Genomic DNA, 17,033 nt, shown 5'->3' with positions numbered 1-17,033 from the left:
GCGGGATCTGGCCGCGACGAGTACGCAAGAACGCTCGGTTGCTCTCACATTGATCCACTAGACCCGAAAATAAAATAATAGCTGACGCGTGGTTTCATCGATCAATAAGGCAACGGTGCTCTGCGGTTTCTTGCTGGCGAGTGGATCACACCTGCGGTGGACTAAGGCAAGTCCTTATAAAGTCATGCCGCGATGATGTTCCCCTTATCTTTTCCATTGCTTCGCCAGGCCCGTGTTATTCGGAGAATGCTCGTCATCGGCGCCGCACTGGTGTTTACGGCAACGACAGCCGCTGACGTCCTCGTCGTTACGGACGCGGCGCATCCGGTGAGCCGCGCGAACAGCGTACGCGTGGTGCGGCTCGATGCGCCAGCCAGTCTGGAAGCCGCGCTGGGTGTGCAACTTCCGGGCGATCCCGTGCAGGCCGAGACGATCGTTCGGCGGCGTCTAGCCCAAGCCGGAACGGATTTGCAACAGCAGCTTGCCACCGCTTACCAGGGCGTTGCCGATGCCTGGGGATTGGGCATCGCCAAGGTTCCCGCCGTGGTGGTTGATCGCCGCTATGTGGTCTATGGCGACCCTGATATCGCCCGCGCCGTCGCCCGCATCCATGCCTACCGGAGTTCGCGGCCATGAGCGCACGACTGCTTGCACCCTCCCGCCGTCTGCGGTCCGTCGTCGCGTCCCTGATGCTGTGCGTCGCCGGTTCGGCGCTGGCGGTAAACACCGCGACCATCGTCGCTTCCGCGCTCTCTCCGGACTGCCTGGAGTACCGTGTCGTCGGCATCTGCTACTGGCTGTACTGCTCTTGGGGCGGCTGCACGGTGCGCACCTCGGTCAAAGTGCGGCACTACATCCCCGACGTGGTGGTCTCTAGCTATGCCAACACCGGCCAGAACCCCTGGGTCGAAGTCCGCGTCATGAGCATGCCCAATGCCACCGCCCAGGCCGGCGGCGACGGGACGACCAACCAGGATCACGAGAACAACCTCGCCAAGTTCAAAAACGCCGACGTGATCGGCCATCCGGCGGCGACGGTCTTTGCCCGATATGCCAGCCAGTTCGGTTACACCTGCGCCGGCGCTGGTACGGCGTTTATGCCGTACCTGTTGAGCACCCTGGACACGGTGGCGTGGCGCTACAACGTGCCCGAGTCGGTCTATCCCGAGGCATTGATCCCCGCTATGCGGGAGATCGGTGGCCGCCTGACGATGAACCTGTGGGGCAACGTGTATCCACGTGGAGGCTTTCTGCACCAGACCGACGACTACAAAAGCGGTGCTGTCGTCGCGCAACGCGCGGGCGACGTGGTGACGCGCAGCGGCCAGATCCACGTCTATCAGCCCCTGCTGGCCACCGCGCGCGACGGCTACTGGCCGGCCGGCGCGCTGATCGAGGGCGATGCCTCCACCGGCAAGTGGCAGGAGCTGACGCCGACGCTTTCGACCTCCTGCGCCGTCTTCCCCAACAGCAGTGTGCATATGCAAGCTCCGCAGGGCGACTACGCCTGGACACTCTGGCGTCCCTATGCCTGCTGCCAGCGCCGCGGCCAGGTTTTCCTGGGCAGCACCGATTTCATGTGAGGACTTGCTGATGAACATGCACATGGCGAAGCTTGCCCACCGGGCGAAATCCTACCTCGGGCGCAGCCTGCTCGCGGCTGCCGGGTCGGTGGTGGTGATCGGTGCCGCGTGGGCGCAGCAGACCCGTATCGACAGCAACGGCGCGAGCATCAACGGAAGCGTGATCGGCGACGACGTGCTCTACAGCGTCGGCGGTGGTCGCGCTGTGTCCATGGGTGGTGCGGGCAACATGCAGAGTCTTGGCGTCGGATTGGGCTGGAACAGCAACCTGATCTGTGGCGACATGAGCCTGTCGAGCACCCTGCAAAATCAGCTCAATGGTGTGACGAATGGCTTCCAGACCATCATGAGCAACGTGATCCAGAACGCCACCACCGCCGTGGCGTCGCTGCCGGCGCTCATCATCCAGCGCGCTGATCCGGGGCTCTACAACCTGCTGACCAACGGCATTCTGCAAGCGCGGCTGGATTTCGACCGTAGCAAGATGACCTGCCGTGCCATCGCGAACCGAATGGCGGATATGGCGGGCGGCCAGGCAAGCTGGGACCAGCTCGCCGAGGGCATGGCGCTCAAGCAGGCCATCGGCAGCGCCGATGCCGTCTCCGCGGTCGAGCAGGCCGAGACCAGCAAGGGCAACAATGGCGTGCCGTGGGTAGGCGGCGGCAATGCGGGCGGCAGCGGCCAGCGCTCGATTAAGGTCGTCTCGGACGTGACGCGCGCCGGCTACAACCTGCTTAATGGCCGTAGCGCCACCGATACCTCGTCGATCGACACTTCGACCTGCGGTAACCGGCTGACCTGCCAGACCTGGTCGTCACCGCGGGCGGCCTCCGATTGGGCGACGCGCGTGCTTGGCGAGCGCGAGCAGCAGACCTGCGACAGTTGCACGAAAACGCAGACCACGCCCGGCGTGGGCCTCACGCCGATGATTCAGGAAGAGTACGACACCAAGCTGAAGGCGCTGCAGGATCTGATCACGGGTGCGACGCCGATGACAACGGCCAACCTGGACGCAGCCGGCAGCAACTCGCTGCCGGTCACGCGCGGTGTGGTCGAGGCGCTGCGCGACGAGCCGGACCAGGACGTACTGGGTAAGCGCCTCGTCTCGGAGGTGGCGCTCTCCAGCGTGCTGGAGAAGGCCTTGCTGTTGCAGCGCACGCTGCTGACCGGCGCGAAGGAACCGAACGTGGCGGCCAACGACCTCGCGGTGAAGGCCGTCGATGCCGAGAACAGCACGCTGGAACAAGAAATCAACAACCTCAAGACGGAACTGGAACTGCGGCGGGAATTGGCGGGCAATTCGGCCATGACTCTGATCGGACGGCACAACACGCGCTCCGATGGCTCGCGTTCGATCTTCCAGGGCGACACGACACCGGATCGCCTGAACCAGATCCAGAAGTCCAAGAGTGGTACGCCATGATGCAGCCAGTCGGGTCGCGTTTCGCCTGGCTGTTCAACCGGCGCGTTGGCATGGCGCTCCTGTGGACAGCACTGATCGTTGGCGTCGCAGTGGCCGTCAACCTGACCGGCATTCATTTGGCTGGCGGTATTGAGGGGTGGGAGCGCTGGCTGCAGGCGCGGGCAGGTGTTTTCCGGGTCTGGCGGATAGGCGTGTACTTGGCTACGGCATGGAGCTGGTGGTGGATGCGTCGGCGGGTACTGCAGCGCGAGCCCGCTGCCGAGACACGCCAGCGCTTCCTGCGCATTGAGGTCGCCGCCGTGGTGGCCATCGTGCTCATGGAAGGCAGCGCCTGGCTGCAACACGGCTAAAGCGAGGACGCTGACATGACGCTCTACACAACAGACTATCTGGAGTACTACCTGACCCTGGTCGGGTGGATTATCAACAACGGTATCTGGAACATTCTCGTCGCCAGCGGCGCCTTCGCGTTACCCTTCCTCGCCATCGTGCTTCAGGAATGGCTGCGCGCACGGGCCGACGGGGCCGATGAAGGCAACAAGGGCGTCCTGTCCTCCATGCGTATCGAAAATCGGGTCTTCGTCGCGATCGTAGTCATCCTGTTCGCCGGTATTCCGTTTATCCCGGTCAGCCTGGCTACGATTAAATTCGATACGACTCGATCCGCGCAGTGTCAGGTCAGCGTTCCACAGCCGGCCGACACCGGATGGAACACGTCGTACACCGCGCTCAACAACCAGAGCGCGCTGGTACCGATCTGGTGGTTCTTCATGCACGCCATTTCAAAAGCGATCACAGGCGCGGCGGTCGCGGCCATCCCCTGCGGCACCGATCTTCGACAGATGCGCATGGACGTCGATGCCACCCGTATCAATGACCCGGTGCTGGCCCAAGAGGTCGCCGACTTCACCCACGACTGCTACGGTCCGGCGAGGGCGAAGCTGTTCATGAACCGTCCCACCCTATCGGACGACCAGATGAACGATGTCACCTGGATCGGGGCGCGCTACTTTCTTACCACGGCAGGGTTCTACGATACCTACCACTCGACCACAGCGCGTACCGCCTGGCCCTATAACGCCTCCCGTGACGCCGGACTGGCTCAGGTCGACAGCGGCGGCGGCTACCCGACCTGCCAGCAATGGTGGAATGACGGTGGCCAGGGGCTGCGGAGCCGTTTGCTGGCCCAGGTCGCCCCCGATCTGCTGAGTCGCATCGGAAAATGGGCGGGTTTTTTGTCCAAAACAGCGATCGATGATGCGGTGATCCGGGCTGTCGTTTCACCCCAGCAGCAAAAGATGAACCAGGGTGCGGTCTATGCCGACTACGGCGGTCAGATCGACATGACCCTGCCGAACATGGCGGCCCGTGGCACCAGCGACCTGGGCCTCGCGGTTGGATCAATGGGCTTTTTACCCGCCATGGACGTCGTTCGACAGGCGCTGCCGATGGTGTTGTCGTTCTTGAAGATGGCCCTGGTGATCTGCATCCCGCTGGTGCTGCTCTTCGGGACCTATGAACTCAAGGGCCTGGTGACCGTCAGTTGCGTCGAGTTCGCGCTGTTTTTTGTGGACTTCTGGTTTCAGCTGGCGCGTTGGCTGGATAGCACCATGCTTGATGCGCTTTACGGCTGGGGTTTCGGGGCCGGACGACCGCAGGCGAATTTCGATCCGCTGATCGGACTAAACAACACGTTCGGCGACATGCTGATGAACTTCGTCATGGCGACGATGTTCATTGTGCTACCGGGTTTTTGGGTAGCATCGCTGGGCTGGATTGGTTTGAATCTTGGAAATGCGTTACGTGGATTGAGCGACTCAACGGTCGATGCGAAAAATGCCGGACGCTCTGGAACTGGGATGATCATGAAAATGCCGAAATAATCAGCAGAATCCTCGGCTAATGATCTTCATTTTCAAAAACACGACCATAGTCGGTTCGAACATCGTTCTCATAATATCCATAGCCCTCCCACCCGTTACGCCATTCACCTCGATGCTCATCATCATAGCTTCCGTCATCGTGCCGAATGACCCAGGCGCCCACCAAAGCGAATACTAGCAGCAGCGCCAGCCAAAAGACGGCATAAAACAAGATAGCGAGCGCAGTGAGTTTGATGACCCAAAGCAGAGCAGCAGCACCGCCGACAGACACTCCATGAGCTGCCAGCCAAACCGCCGCTTGGCGCTCGCGACGTGCATACGCACGCCACACCCCGCCCAACCAGCGGCCAAAGCGCTCTGCGTTGCTGCGGTGGATTTTCGTGCTCATGGTCGTCACCTGCTACATATGTTGTGTTCTATTTAAGTCTGCTCTAAATCGGTTTCGATTGCGCCCCAACACGTTTTCACGCCTACATCAAGACACTTCGTCGTCCGGCTCTACCAGGCCGGGATCGAGTTCTAGGGCAATGCCGCAGGCAGCAATGAATCCGGCCAGCCTACGTGATCAATCAGATCAATATCCTCAATAACCTTGGTTTTCACTCTGGCTCGTTTGAACAGAGCGATGCTCGCAGCGGGGTAGTTGTTGCGCGACGGATAGAGCACGCCGTCGAACAGCGGGAAACCATCGTCTCCGAGCATCGCATGCACTCGGGCAGACACCTGTTGCGTGTACGTGTAATCGCGGTGAGCCAGTTGCTCCAGATTTAAAGCGAAGTAGCCCGCCATGACATGAGGTGCCGTAAGGTCGGCCAGGCGCAAATCACCTAGCACGCCTACGGCACGCACCAGCCGACTCACGACTTCTTGCAGCGCAATTGATCGCTTCGCGTCCGTAAGCCATAGTGCTTGTGGAACACCGACTCCATCAGCGCCGTAGGCAGATCATTGCCCAGGTAGAGCACACCGTAGCTCTGCGACGGATCGTCGTAGCGGTTGGTGCCGTACGACCGTAGTATAGCGGGCTTCCCCGATACACAACCCGGCTCACTGCTGGAGCAACTCACCCGCCTTGATCGAGACCGACGGCAATTCAATACTCACAACGACCTCGACTTAATGAACGTGTAAGCCCAGCACGTTAAACACCGCCCTGGCCACATCATCGACGGAGCCAGCCGTCACTGTATCCACCGGCGATTGCCCACCCAAACCTTCAAGCGGCTCGGACAGCGCACGGTAGATTGTCCAGTTGTCGATACCCTCGACCTCCTGAAGAACGGCCTGGGTCAACTGCTGCTTCACCGGGTCAAGCTGCCAGTCGGGCAGCTTCTGGCCGCGCGGCCCCACGTTTAGCGCCAGCAGCCGACGCGCGAGGATGTCCTTGTAGATTTGCTGGCGCGACTTGTCCGCCAGCCTGGCGAACTCGGGCAACGGCAGGTTATGCGGCTGGTTGAAGGCCTTCAGTTGGATGGCACGACCGCGCTGAATGTCGGTTTCACCAGGAATCCAGCGCGTGCTGGAACGCAGCGCGGTCGCCTTACGTGCCAGCACCTGTTCCATCGTCTCGACTTCCAGGCTGGCGGGCAGTTCCACCGATCCCACGCACTCCTGGACGAACGCCTGAAGCTCGGCAGCAAATGCATTGGCGTCCCGGATTTCAACGGTAGTAAAGAAACGATGCACATCTTCCACCGTGACGCGCGGTAGGTGATCAACAATGAATTCAAGGGTCTTGGGCATAGTCATCTCCCGCAGGCAGGAATGGGACATAAAGTCAATTTAGTCTCCTTAGTCTCGTTTGTCAACTTAGTCATCTTCTACGAATTCCTCCCTGTAAAGACCACGGTCGACCGAAATAGGCGGCATCCACGCAGAATAGGAGAAGTCCCCGCATCCTGGGCGTCGCTCAATCCGCTCAGGGGTAGTTCCATGTTGAGGGTGAATCGCTGTGCCAGAAAAGCACTAGGATCTTCTTCCGAGACTGTGGCGGCTTCAGAATCTGCTGATCATCGCCTTACCGGCGTGCGGGGTTCGCCACGAACCCCTCACGCCTGCAGAGGCCAACATGCAGGTGATTGGATCATGTCTTAAAAATAAAGCATGATGCTATTTTTGAGTCATTTATCTGTTTAGTCATCTTGAATGATTGGATCTTGTGATATTTTTACGACATGGATGTAAGTTCTCGACACCAGGTAATCAAACGTCTACAGGCGGAGCTACCCCGCGGGGCACCGTTCGACTTGGCCATCTTGAACCAGTTCGGGGTCTCGCCTCAGCTCGCCGCCCACTACGTCGACGCCGGCTGGCTCGTGCGGCTGGCCCAAGGCGTCTATGCCTACCCGAATGACGATTTCAGCGTCTACGGCGCGCTGCTCTTCCTGCAAAAGAGGGGACTCGGTCTGCATGTTGGCGGAAAGAGTGCCTTGGCTTGGCAAGGGGTGCGGCACAACCTCGGCAGCGGGGAGGCGTTAGTGCTGTGGGGCGACAGCCGCTTCTCAATGCCGGCATGGTTCAACGAGCGCTTCCCGGCGCGCTACGTCCATGCCCGCCTATTTGACTGGCCTGACGACGCGCTGGCCCAGAAGACCCTGACCACGCCACCAGGCATGCCGGAAGGCCTGCTCGTTGCCGCCGCTGAGCGTGCAGTGCTTGAACTTCTGTACGATGCTGGTGTCAAGCAGAGCCTCGAAGAAGCCCGCAATCTCTTCGACGGACTGCGCTCGCCCCGCAAGGACGTGATTGGACGACTTCTGGCCTGCTGTACCAGTGTGAAGACGGTGCGCCTGTTCCTCACTTGGGCGCGCGAAACGAAGGTCGTGGACGTCGATGCCCTGCTTGCGCAGTATGCGGTTCGTACCGGCAGCACCAAACGTTGGATGAGCCAGCTGAACGATGGCACTGTACTAAGTCTGAGGCCGCATGGATAAGACCTACGCGGACACCGTCCGCCTGCTGCTGACCGTCGCGCCTGACGTGTTCGCCAATGACATCTTCGCGCTTAAAGGCGGAACCGGCATCAACCTCTTCGTGCAAGACATGCCTCGCCTGTCGGTCGATATCGACATTGTGTATCTCCCGTGGCAGGTGCCTCGCGAGGAAGCACTCTGTGCGATTGATCAGGAGCTGGCGACTATTTCGGATCGCGTTGGGAAGCTTGGACTGCATACGCGGCCAGTTGGCACCCAGGATCAAGGGGACACCAAACTGATCATCGAGAACGAGACCAGCCAGGTGAAAATCGAGGTCAACGTAGTGTTCCGCGGCACCGTGTTGCCTGTCGAACGACGGCCCTTGTGTACCAAGGCAAGTGACCAGTTTGGTGTTGAGCTCGACGTGCCGACCCTGGTGCGGGACGAACTCTATGCGGGCAAGCTGGTCGCCGCCCTGGATCGGCAACATCCCCGAGATCTGTTCGATGTGTGGCAGCTCTACGAATCAGGTGGGATCACCGACGGCATGGTCGAGTGTTTCGTGATCTATCTGGCGGGCCACAACCGGCCTCCGCACGAAGTCCTCTTCGGCAATGACAAGGACATCGCCGGTGAGTATCAGCGGGCGTTTGTCGGCATGACTGATGTGCCGCACTCTCTGGAAGTCCTGTTGCAAACGCGCACGCGTCTGCGTCAGGAGTTACCACAGCGCCTGACGGCCGCTCACAGGCAATTCCTGGTCGGGCTGGTACGTATCGCTCCCGACTGGTCCTTGTTGCAATGCCCGCATGTAGCAGAGCTGCCAGCCCTGCAATGGAAGCTTAACAACCTGGAAAAGTTTCATAAAAATAGGCCTGATGATTTTGAGGTGCAGGCTTCGACACTTGAAATGAGACTGGCCCAATCGGATGGAAGCGATTAGGACACATGACCATACGTGACGTATCGATCCTGCATTATTCGTCTGGTTTCCCGATGGTCATCGGCCTGCATCACGTCGAGGACTACAAGAAGATCAAGGTTGCCGCCCCGACGGAGCGGATGATCTTCAAACGAAATGATGGCCATGTGGTTCATGGTTCGGGCGTCACCCACGGCTACCACCACTACGTCATTACGACTCGCCCGCGCTGCATGTTCCGGCAAGACAGCTTCTGTTGGATTCCCAGCGAGAAGAAGGTCGTAGGCGAGCTGGAGTTTGAAGTCGCATACCGTCAATGGAAGTGCGTTCCATTCGAGCTGTTTCTTGACGGTACGACCTCACCGTATCCATTGCCATTCAGTGCGCAGGTGCCCACACCCGACGCGATTAAGAATGTCCGTATCGCTCTCGGTCCCATGGGGCATCCCAACCGTTTGCTCATCGATGGCCCCGAACAATCGATTGGACTTTTTCTAGAACCCGATCTGCTGCATTTCATTCGGGTAGATGATCGCGCATGGCCGGAATGCCTGGATTTCAAAGTCGAATACATCGGCATTTCGACTGGCAAGGATGGCAATCGAGATTTCGCCGATAGGCTCTGGAACCATGAAAAGGTTCGCGAGATAGCGGGCATCATTCAGCGCGATGCACCCAACCTTCAAATCTATGTCTTTGGCTATCAGTGCCGTTATCTCGTTGAGGCAAGCCCTCTATGCTTCATAGAAAACAGTCATATCCTTGAGGCAAAGCTAGGACGGCAAGCATCCGCTGAAGTGCTTGAGGCAGCGTTGATTGGTCACTTCCGGCCAGCGTACAACGAGGAATTCAAGACGTTCCCCGCAGGGAACCGGCCGACGTGGATGACGGGTCTTAAGGAGATCATTCGCCCCAGCTACGAGCGACCTGGTAAGACTTTGCTTTCGGTCGTTCTCGCCTCAGACAATAGACACAATGCAAATGGCGCCTGGACCTTTGGGCGTTTTTATACCGAGCACACGTGCTCGCACCATGGCGGCTCAACTGATATTTGCGCGATCACCGTTGATCTTTCGGATCTTCAGTAGGTCAGCCATGGGCTGGCGTGGAGTCTGCAAACGAAACCGGTACCAACTCTAGCATTTTCGTAATAGTGGAGTGAGGCTCTGTCTCATTGATCGTGGCGTACCCCCTAGTGTTGGCCCCATACCCCAAGGGTGAAGGCCAAAGGGCTGGCAAGGGCCAAGGGAATGGGTGGCAAGGGGAAAGGCCCTACCCGAAAAGGCGAAAAGGCCTCCCGCTCGGCCCGTCACTAGGACACCCGCATGCTCTCTCTGTTCCAGCGAAAACGGCCCCCGGTCGCCGGCGCTCCATCGCCAACACTCGCCACCGCTCTCCCGAAAGGGTTGCTGCGGCCCGAGTCGGCCGCCTCGCTGCTCGCGACGCCACGCCGGCAGAAGCTGCTGGAACACATTTGGCAGCGCACCTCGATGTCGCGCCAGCAGTTCGCCACCCTCTACCGTGTACCGTTCGAACGCTACGCCGAGTTGGTCCAGCAGTTCCCCGCCTCGGAGAGCCACCATCACGCCTACGCGGGCGGCATGCTGGATCACGGCCTGGAAATCGTCGCCTACGGTCTGAAGCTGCGACAGTCCCATCTGCTCCCCTTGGGCGCCAGCCCCGAGGACCAGGCCGCGCAAGCCGACGCCTGGACCGCCGCTGTCGCCTACGCGGCGCTGCTGCACGATGTCGGCAAGCTCGCCGTCGATTTGCACGTTGAGCTGGCCGATGGCCGTCTCTGGCACCCATGGCACGGCCCGCTACACCAGCCGTACCGGTTCCGCTACCGCGAGGATCGCGAGTACCGCCTGCACAGTGCCGCGACCGGATTGCTCTACTATCAACTGCTCGACAGGCAGGTTCTGGACTGGCTCAGTGGCTACCCTGCGCTTTGGTCAGGGCTGCTCTACGTGCTGGCCGGGCAGTACGAGCACGCCGGCCTGCTCGGCGAACTGGTGATCCAAGCCGACCGCGCCTCGGTCGCCCAGGCCCTCGGCGGCAACCCGGCAAAGGCGATGGCCGCGCCGAAGCACGCACTGCAACGCAAGCTGCTCGACGGCCTGCGCTACCTGTTGAAGCAGGAGCTCAAGCTCAATCAGCCACAGGCTTCGGACGGCTGGCTCACCCAAGACGCGCTCTGGCTCGTCAGCAAGACGGTGTCGGACAAGCTGCGCGCGCATCTGCTGTCGCAGGGCATCGACGGTATCCCGGCCAGTAACACCGCCGTGTTCAACGTGCTCCAGGACCACGGCATGCTGCAGCCCACGACGAATGGTAAGGCGATCTGGCGGGCCACCATCCGCAGCGACAGTGGCTGGTCGCATACCTTCACGCTGCTGCGCCTGGCACCCGCTCTCATCTGGGAATCCGGTGAGCGCCCCGAACCTTTCGCGGGCACCGTGGCGGTCGAAGCGGGATCCGCCGATCCAGATTCCGATTCCCAGATGGAAGCCTTCACATCTGGCGCCCAGCCAGCGGCTCCGCAAGAAGCAATGGCCTCATCGCCCGCGGGCCCGTCCCAACCGGCACCTGGAAACACCGTGGCCCATTCGGTGGACGCGATGGAGGACCTGCTGGCCATGATCGGTGAAAGCCCTTCTGCTGCCGCGGAGGCCCACGAAAACGCCGCACCCGCCGTAACGCCAACGCGCTTTATAAAAGAGCCGCCTTGGCGGCAAGCCAGTTCAGCCGAGAAACCCTCACCCGCACCACCGACAAGTAGTCCCCCTATATCCGTGGTGCCAGAGCCGCCAGGAGAGCACTTCGTCGCGTGGCTGCGGGCCGGCATCCGCGCACGGCGGCTCATCATCAACGACGCCAGGGCGTTGGTGCATACCGTTGATGGCACGGCGTACCTGGTCAGTCCGGGGCTGTTTCAGCGCTATGCGCAGGAACACCTAGAAGTCGCTACGCTCGCCAGGCAGGAAAACCAGGAAGGATGGCAATGGATACAGAAGCAGTTTGAGCGGTTGCGCCTGCATCGTAAGCAGCCCAACGGTCTGAATATCTGGACCTGCCATGTGACGGGTCCGCGTAAATCCCGGCGACTGCATGGTTATCTTATGAATGTACCGACAATGCTCTTTGATCCGGTACCACCGGACAACCCTTATCTGTCGTTGCATGCCGACGATTCGGATCTGACGGCGAAGGAGCGTGGTCTTGGTTCACCAGAGGATTGACGTCCTGACGATAGGGTCTTGCGTTCAATCAGCCGACAGGGAGTCAGAGGCTGCACGCCATGATACATAAAAGCATGAGCGAATTCGGCAAATTACATTTACAGTCTGCTTACCGCCACCTGCTGCCGTATCATGGCCGTTAGGGACGGTCAGATACGTTTCAGAGGAACCCATGGCTTCGGGGAACAACATCAACCGAAGTGCCGCGCACTGGCATGGCTGGGGACAGTACGTCGCCATTGCCGCTGCCTACGAGGCGGTCTATGAAATTACCCTCTACCTTTCCTCTCCTCAATTCCTGCTGACCACGGGCCTGCGTCTGGCCTGCATGCTCCTGCTTCCGATGCGATTCTGGCCCGCGCTGGCCGTCGGCGAGTGTGTTCCTCTTCTTGAACATGCCGTGTTTTGCGCGCCGAAGTTTGGCATCCCCTGGGCCATCCTGGCTTCCGTTCCGACCGTCGCCTTATGGTGGCCCGTGCTTAAGCGCGTTCGACAGCAAGGTTCCCTCTATGACGCGACGGGATGCCCCCGGATACCCCTGATGCTTATCGCCACGTTTTTTGCTGCCATCATCACGGCGGGCATCACCACACTCACCTGGGTTGCGGCCTTGCTGCACCGGCCCGGCAAATGGCCTGACCACGATCCGTATCAGGTCTTCTTTTCTTGTCTGCTTGGTGCCTATCTCGGTGCGCTGACCCTGACGCCGGTGATTCTCGCGCTACGCGAACGATGTGGCACCCTGTCGCTGCGCCCCGGCCTCCTGTGGCGAAGTCGCCTGCTGCGGGATGTGGTGTGGTGGGTGCTGCCCACACTGACCGCCCTGGTGTGGTTTGTCCTTTCCACAGAGAATGACGTGGTTCGCCAGGTCGCTCGTCTTGCTTTGCTGTGGCCGGTACTGGGGTTAGCGTGGTGTCACGGGTGGCACGGCACCGCCCTGGGTGGCATGATGGCGAGTTTCGCGCTGGCCGCAACCGCCCAGGGTCTTCTGGATCCCGGGATGCTGCGAATCCAGGCAGTGCTGGCTGTCGTGCTGTCGGGCACTCTGATAGCGGGTGCCCGACAGCGTTGGATCACCTCTGTGCGGCGACTTGAGCGTTCTTAGCCCATTCAGGGGCCCCGGATGCTGCAGGCGAGCGGATCGTCATCACATTTCGTGGGAGCAACCATCATGCGGGCTGAACCATCCGACTGAGGTGTGACGAAGATCGACATCGCCTCGTCGTGATACACCGGCTCCCCGGAAGGGGGCGAAGATGTCCCGGCATTTACGCCCCATCGTGATGCATCCATGCCGATGGGGAGGTCCAGGAACGGGCCGCTGCCCGCATAGGCGATCGCGCCGCGCACCGTACCTGTCGTGTCGTTCACCTGAACGTAACGGATACCGCCCCGTTCGAACCGATAGACATGGTAATACGGACTTGCACTGACATCGGGAGCGTTCGGCCAGGACGACCCAAGGCCAGTGCCAGGCAGGACCGTCGCATTGACCGCCCCTACGACGGCTAACAACACAACTGCAAGTGCCGGTAACACAGGAACAGGCAAAGACATGTTCGCTTCCTAAGGTTAATGAGGAACCTTAGCGTACTCATACTCGCTCTAAATGGGCAGACACCCAGACTAGAGTGCCGAACTCGTTACATAACATTCCCGGCGGTCATTGGTTGGGAAAGCTTAAAAGGCGGCCTGTAGGGGGGCCACCGCCTGGGGAGAAAGCGCAGGAGCAGGACACACCGAAGGAAGCCGGAGGCGGTGGCGGATGCACTCGTAGCGGCGCTGGTTGCTTGGCTCGCGCCGACAGCAAGCGTCCCGGCCTTGACCGGGGCGCTTCGCTTAGAGAACCGCACGATCACCTGCACCGCCATCAGTTGCTCACTGCTGACGCGAAACAGCTACATTTGGCCCTGTCCCTGCCGTTTGTAGCGTTTCGGCGTAGGATTTGACGGCGAAACTGCCCCGCCTCTCGCCTTCATTGGGCGACAGTCTAAGGCAAGCATTGCGCCTACCGCACTTCCAACACGATCGGCCGCGCGTCGCCAGGGCTTGGGCTGAGCACACCGGTCAGGGTGATACGAACATCGCGGATGGGTTGGTTTGACACAAACCCATGCACATCGACTTCGCGTTGGTTTATCAAGTCTGTGCTCGCCGGATTTGCAGGCCGATCGGCCGCCACTGAAATCGGCTGATCCAGGCGTAGATAGAGGTGCCTCGTTGCGTCGGTGTCGAGCGTTCCGGTGAGGGTGACCGGGCTTGACCCGTAGCGCAGAAGCACCACGCCGGCCGCGCTGCTCGTCTGAATCATTCCGAAAAACACCACCGCCATGATCAGCGCTACGGTCTGCGTTCGCATGAAGGATCTCCCAGGTTGTTGAACGAACCACACATCGATCGCCGCCATACGGCATCGCCACGAACCTTACGAGCAGCGACTCCAGACAACACCCAAGGCCGTTCTGTACAAGCCATACCTCTTTCACGGTGGCTCTTGCAGACTTTTCCCCCGGAGTAGGGACCAAATCACTTGTGATCGACATCACGCGGATCTGGCATCTCTTTCAGCTAGACCTGGGTCTGGTCAGGATCCATCCACCTGCCGTATGGGCAGCGGATGAAGGTGTGCGCTACATCAGCGTTTAACGAGAGCCGAGCCAAATTGATGAAGATGCCGTCACTTTACACGGAAGGATTACGCTGGTTCCGGCCACCATGTCAGCCCTATCAGAACCAAGTTCATCAGCGGCGCCCCCGTCGCCAGAACACGAGTGCTTCCCATCCACCTGACGCGTATCGCGTGCTAAGGTGATCAACCAAATATGTTGATGCTACCGTCAGGGCAACAAATACCGGCATCGGCAAAAGCGGCCAAATGACTAGCATCAAGACCAAACTCACCACCACAAAACAAACGATTTTAAAAGTACTCGAGTTCATTCTGGATGCCGCTCACTACCTAGGCATAGTGTGTTGAATATAGGGTTCCGTGGAATATGGCGTTTCAGCGATTCCGGATGCAAATCCAAGGCCTATCAAACTAGTGTAAAACCAAGGCCCCCCCAACGGCGGCCATGTTTCTTGACAAGCCTAAATCAATCCCCCCACGACGGAAGTCGAGGAATGCCGCCGATCGACTCTCCCAGATCAGGCGGATACACTTCCGCTTGGCCAGGATTCGTCCACATGCCGTACGGGTAATACGGCACGTGACGATAATCGTGCGGATCCAGCCCCAGCGGATCCACCAGGTTCAACGGTTGTCCCAGCGCATACTGAACCGCTTCGTCTTTCGCGGAGGTTATTGGGATTAAGTTAAGCGGGCATCACGGTACTGCTCGTGGATTGGCTGTAATAGTTTGCGTAAGCTTCTGCCGGAGGGATATAGCCGATGAATTCCAATAGCTGATGATGGTTGAAGCAGGCCACCCATTCGAGCGTGAACAGTTCGACGGATTCCCTAGTTTTCCTAGGGTACACGGCGGTGGATCAATTCCGCCTTGTACAAGCCATTGATAGTTTCGGCCAACGCGTTGTCATAGCCGTCGCCACGGCCGCCAACCGATGATGTAATGGAAGCTCGCGCGAAATGCCGCTGTAATCGTCGTCAAGGCGGTAGCGCGCGGCGGTGCGTTCGTGACGCGACTACCATGAAAGCCCCTTAACGCACCACTGACACCAAGGAGCACGAACATGGATCACCCTCTCTTTGCCGGTTTGGACGTCTCCATCCAGGAGACCGCGGTGTGCGTCATCGACGACGCCGGACACGTGCTGATGCAAACGACCGTCGCAACGCAACCCACCGCGATCGCGACGGCGCTGGCGCCGTACCGCAAGCGCCTGGGCCGGGTCGGCCACGAAGCCGGCGCGCTGTCGCCGTGGCTGCATCCGGCGCTGCTGGCCCAGGGACTACCGGCGGTGTGCCTGGAAGCACGACGCGTGCGTGCCGCGCTGTCGGCGCAGCGTAACAAGACCGACGCGGCCGATGCGCTGGGCATTGCGCACATCGTGCGCACCGGCTGGTACGGCACGGCGCACATCAAGCAGGAGAGTACCTATCGATTGCGCCTGCTGCTCACGCAGCGGCGCAACCTCAAGCGCAAGTTCCTCGACCTGGAGAACACCATTCGCCACTCGCTCAAGGCGTTTGGCATCCGCCTGCACAAGGTCGGGCGGGCCGGTTTCGAGCCGGCCGTGCGCGAGGCGGTGGCCGAAGACGCGCTGACCCGCGAGCTGATGGACAGCATGCTCACGGCGCGCGCGGCGCTCTGGAAGGAGTACCTGCGCCTGCACAAGCTGGTGGTGCGATACGTCGCCCAGCATCCCGTCTGTCGCCAGTTTCTCGCCATCCCCGGTGTCGGTCCGGTGACCGCGTTGAGTTTCCTGACCGCCGTCGAGGATCCGTCCCGGTTCCGGCGCAGCCGCAACGTCGGCGCGTACTTCGGGTTGACCTCCAAACGCTGGCAGTCGGGCAGTTCGATCGACATCCAGGGGCGCATCAGCAAGGCGGGCGACCCGGACGTGCGCCGTGCGCTCTACGAAGCCGCGACCGTGATGCTCAAACGCTATCGCGGCCAGGACAAGATCCGCGAGTGGGGCCTGCAACTGGCGCGCAAAAGCTGTCATCACAAGGCGGCCGTGGCGGTGGCCCGCAAGCTGGCCGTCCTCATGCACGCCATGTGGCGGGACGGCACGGTCTATATCGGCGACGCGACGCTTAGCGATGAGGCGCGTGCCCGGCACCACCACGACAAGGCAAGGCGGTTGCTGGGCGCCGCCTTGGCGTGAGCCTGGCTGGACTTAAGCCCAGCCACTGAACACCTTGATGAGGTCAACGCGTTCCTTGTGAACACCGTAGCGATGATGCAGACCTGGACCGACGGCACGCACGATGTCTTGCCTGTGGCGGCGTACGCCGACCACGCTCGAATGCCTGTGATGTGGCGCCGTCAGACCGATCGCGTAATGCGCCCCGACGATTCGCCTGCCGTGGTCTTCTACGGCCGCGGCCCCATTCGCCCGTCGGTGAGCGCGGAGGAATGCACGGCGCATCCCCGCTCGG

16 protein-coding genes and 2 pseudogenes are annotated in these 17,033 nt (G+C 60.4%); 12 read left to right on the top strand and 6 right to left on the bottom strand.

From position 1 onward, the window contains the following. Positions 1 to 246: 246 nt before the first annotated feature. From BGK68_RS16485 to BGK68_RS16465, 5 genes are read left to right on the top strand one after another with little or no spacing between them, the layout of a single operon-like run. A complete protein-coding gene (locus BGK68_RS16485; protein WP_233149324.1) occupies positions 247 to 636 on the top strand; it encodes a TIGR03757 family integrating conjugative element protein in 390 nt (129 codons plus the stop codon). Next, positions 633 to 1,583, top strand: coding sequence for a TIGR03756 family integrating conjugative element protein (locus BGK68_RS16480; protein ID WP_075257972.1), 951 nt, complete (start codon positions 633 to 635; stop codon positions 1,581 to 1,583). Before BGK68_RS16485 ends, BGK68_RS16480 begins: the two co-directional genes overlap by 4 nt. Before the next feature lie 10 nt (positions 1,584 to 1,593). Next, positions 1,594 to 3,006, top strand: a complete 1,413-nt coding sequence (locus BGK68_RS16475; protein WP_075257971.1) for an integrating conjugative element protein — start codon at positions 1,594 to 1,596, stop codon at positions 3,004 to 3,006. Continuing rightward, complete coding sequence (locus BGK68_RS16470; protein ID WP_075257970.1) at positions 3,003 to 3,356, top strand: hypothetical protein; 354 nt, start codon at positions 3,003 to 3,005, stop codon at positions 3,354 to 3,356. The genes BGK68_RS16475 and BGK68_RS16470 overlap by 4 nt, the downstream gene beginning before the upstream one ends. Positions 3,357 to 3,371: 15 nt before the next feature. Next, positions 3,372 to 4,889, top strand: coding sequence for a conjugal transfer protein TraG N-terminal domain-containing protein (locus BGK68_RS16465; protein ID WP_075257969.1), 1,518 nt, complete (start codon positions 3,372 to 3,374; stop codon positions 4,887 to 4,889). 16 nt (positions 4,890 to 4,905) lie between these two features. Here the strand turns inward: BGK68_RS16465 and BGK68_RS16460 are convergent, their stop codons facing one another. The 3 genes and pseudogenes from BGK68_RS16460 to BGK68_RS16450 all read right to left on the bottom strand — a co-directional run bounded on the left by BGK68_RS16460 (position 4,906) and on the right by BGK68_RS16450 (position 6,632). After that, positions 4,906 to 5,277, bottom strand: coding sequence for a DUF3742 family protein (locus BGK68_RS16460; RefSeq protein ID WP_075257968.1), 372 nt, complete (start codon positions 5,275 to 5,277; stop codon positions 4,906 to 4,908). Positions 5,278 to 5,364: 87 nt separating this feature from the next. Then, positions 5,365 to 5,993 (bottom strand): annotated as a pseudogene (locus BGK68_RS16455) (RES family NAD+ phosphorylase). A gap of 12 nt (positions 5,994 to 6,005) precedes the next feature. Next, the gene (locus BGK68_RS16450) at positions 6,006 to 6,632 is read right to left on the bottom strand and encodes an integrase (protein WP_075259863.1); all 627 of its coding nucleotides are present in this window, start codon (positions 6,630 to 6,632) and stop codon (positions 6,006 to 6,008) included. Positions 6,633 to 7,063: 431 nt separating this feature from the next. Here BGK68_RS16450 and BGK68_RS16445 point away from each other — a divergent pair, with 431 nt between their 5' ends. From BGK68_RS16445 to BGK68_RS16425, 5 genes are all read left to right on the top strand, one after another. After that, positions 7,064 to 7,822: a type IV toxin-antitoxin system AbiEi family antitoxin domain-containing protein gene (locus BGK68_RS16445; protein ID WP_075257967.1), complete on the top strand. Its 759-nt coding sequence runs from the start codon at positions 7,064 to 7,066 to the stop codon at positions 7,820 to 7,822. Next, positions 7,815 to 8,747 (top strand): nucleotidyl transferase AbiEii/AbiGii toxin family protein, encoded by a 933-nt coding sequence (locus tag BGK68_RS16440; RefSeq protein ID WP_075257966.1) that lies wholly within the window; start codon positions 7,815 to 7,817, stop codon positions 8,745 to 8,747. The genes BGK68_RS16445 and BGK68_RS16440 overlap by 8 nt, the downstream gene beginning before the upstream one ends. Positions 8,748 to 8,752: 5 nt before the next feature. After that, a complete protein-coding gene (locus BGK68_RS16435; RefSeq protein WP_075257965.1) occupies positions 8,753 to 9,814 on the top strand; it encodes a hypothetical protein in 1,062 nt (353 codons plus the stop codon). A 237-nt stretch (positions 9,815 to 10,051) separates the two neighbouring features. Further along, entirely contained in the window at positions 10,052 to 11,968 is a 1,917-nt protein-coding gene (gene mobH / locus BGK68_RS16430; protein WP_075257964.1) for a MobH family relaxase, read from the top strand. Positions 11,969 to 12,140: 172 nt separating this feature from the next. Then, positions 12,141 to 13,073, top strand: a complete 933-nt coding sequence (locus BGK68_RS16425; protein ID WP_075257963.1) for an MASE1 domain-containing protein — start codon at positions 12,141 to 12,143, stop codon at positions 13,071 to 13,073. 5 nt (positions 13,074 to 13,078) lie between these two features. Here BGK68_RS16425 and BGK68_RS16420 read toward each other — a convergent pair whose 3' ends face one another. The 3 genes and pseudogenes from BGK68_RS16420 to BGK68_RS16405 all read right to left on the bottom strand — a co-directional run. Continuing rightward, complete coding sequence (locus BGK68_RS16420; protein ID WP_075257962.1) at positions 13,079 to 13,525, bottom strand: hypothetical protein; 447 nt, start codon at positions 13,523 to 13,525, stop codon at positions 13,079 to 13,081. 451 nt (positions 13,526 to 13,976) lie between these two features. Further along, entirely contained in the window at positions 13,977 to 14,327 is a 351-nt protein-coding gene (locus BGK68_RS16410; protein ID WP_143433085.1) for a hypothetical protein, read from the bottom strand. 956 nt (positions 14,328 to 15,283) lie between these two features. Then, positions 15,284 to 15,554 (bottom strand): annotated as a pseudogene (locus tag BGK68_RS16405) (IS3 family transposase); the annotation flags it as partial. Positions 15,555 to 15,661: 107 nt separating this feature from the next. Here BGK68_RS16405 and BGK68_RS16400 point away from each other — a divergent pair. After that, entirely contained in the window at positions 15,662 to 16,759 is a 1,098-nt protein-coding gene (locus tag BGK68_RS16400) for an IS110 family RNA-guided transposase (RefSeq protein ID WP_075255857.1), read from the top strand. A 57-nt stretch (positions 16,760 to 16,816) separates the two neighbouring features. After that, positions 16,817 to 17,033 (top strand): hypothetical protein (locus BGK68_RS28345; RefSeq protein ID WP_233149323.1); only part of this gene is annotated, 217 nt, incomplete at its 3' end.

The sequence above is a fragment of the Herbaspirillum camelliae genome (assembly GCF_001929405.1).
In the GTDB taxonomy this organism is placed as follows: domain Bacteria; phylum Pseudomonadota; class Gammaproteobacteria; order Burkholderiales; family Burkholderiaceae_D; genus Herbaspirillum; species Herbaspirillum seropedicae.
The sequence above is the reverse complement of the archived record's forward strand: the minus strand, read 5'-3'. Positions and strand labels throughout refer to the sequence as shown.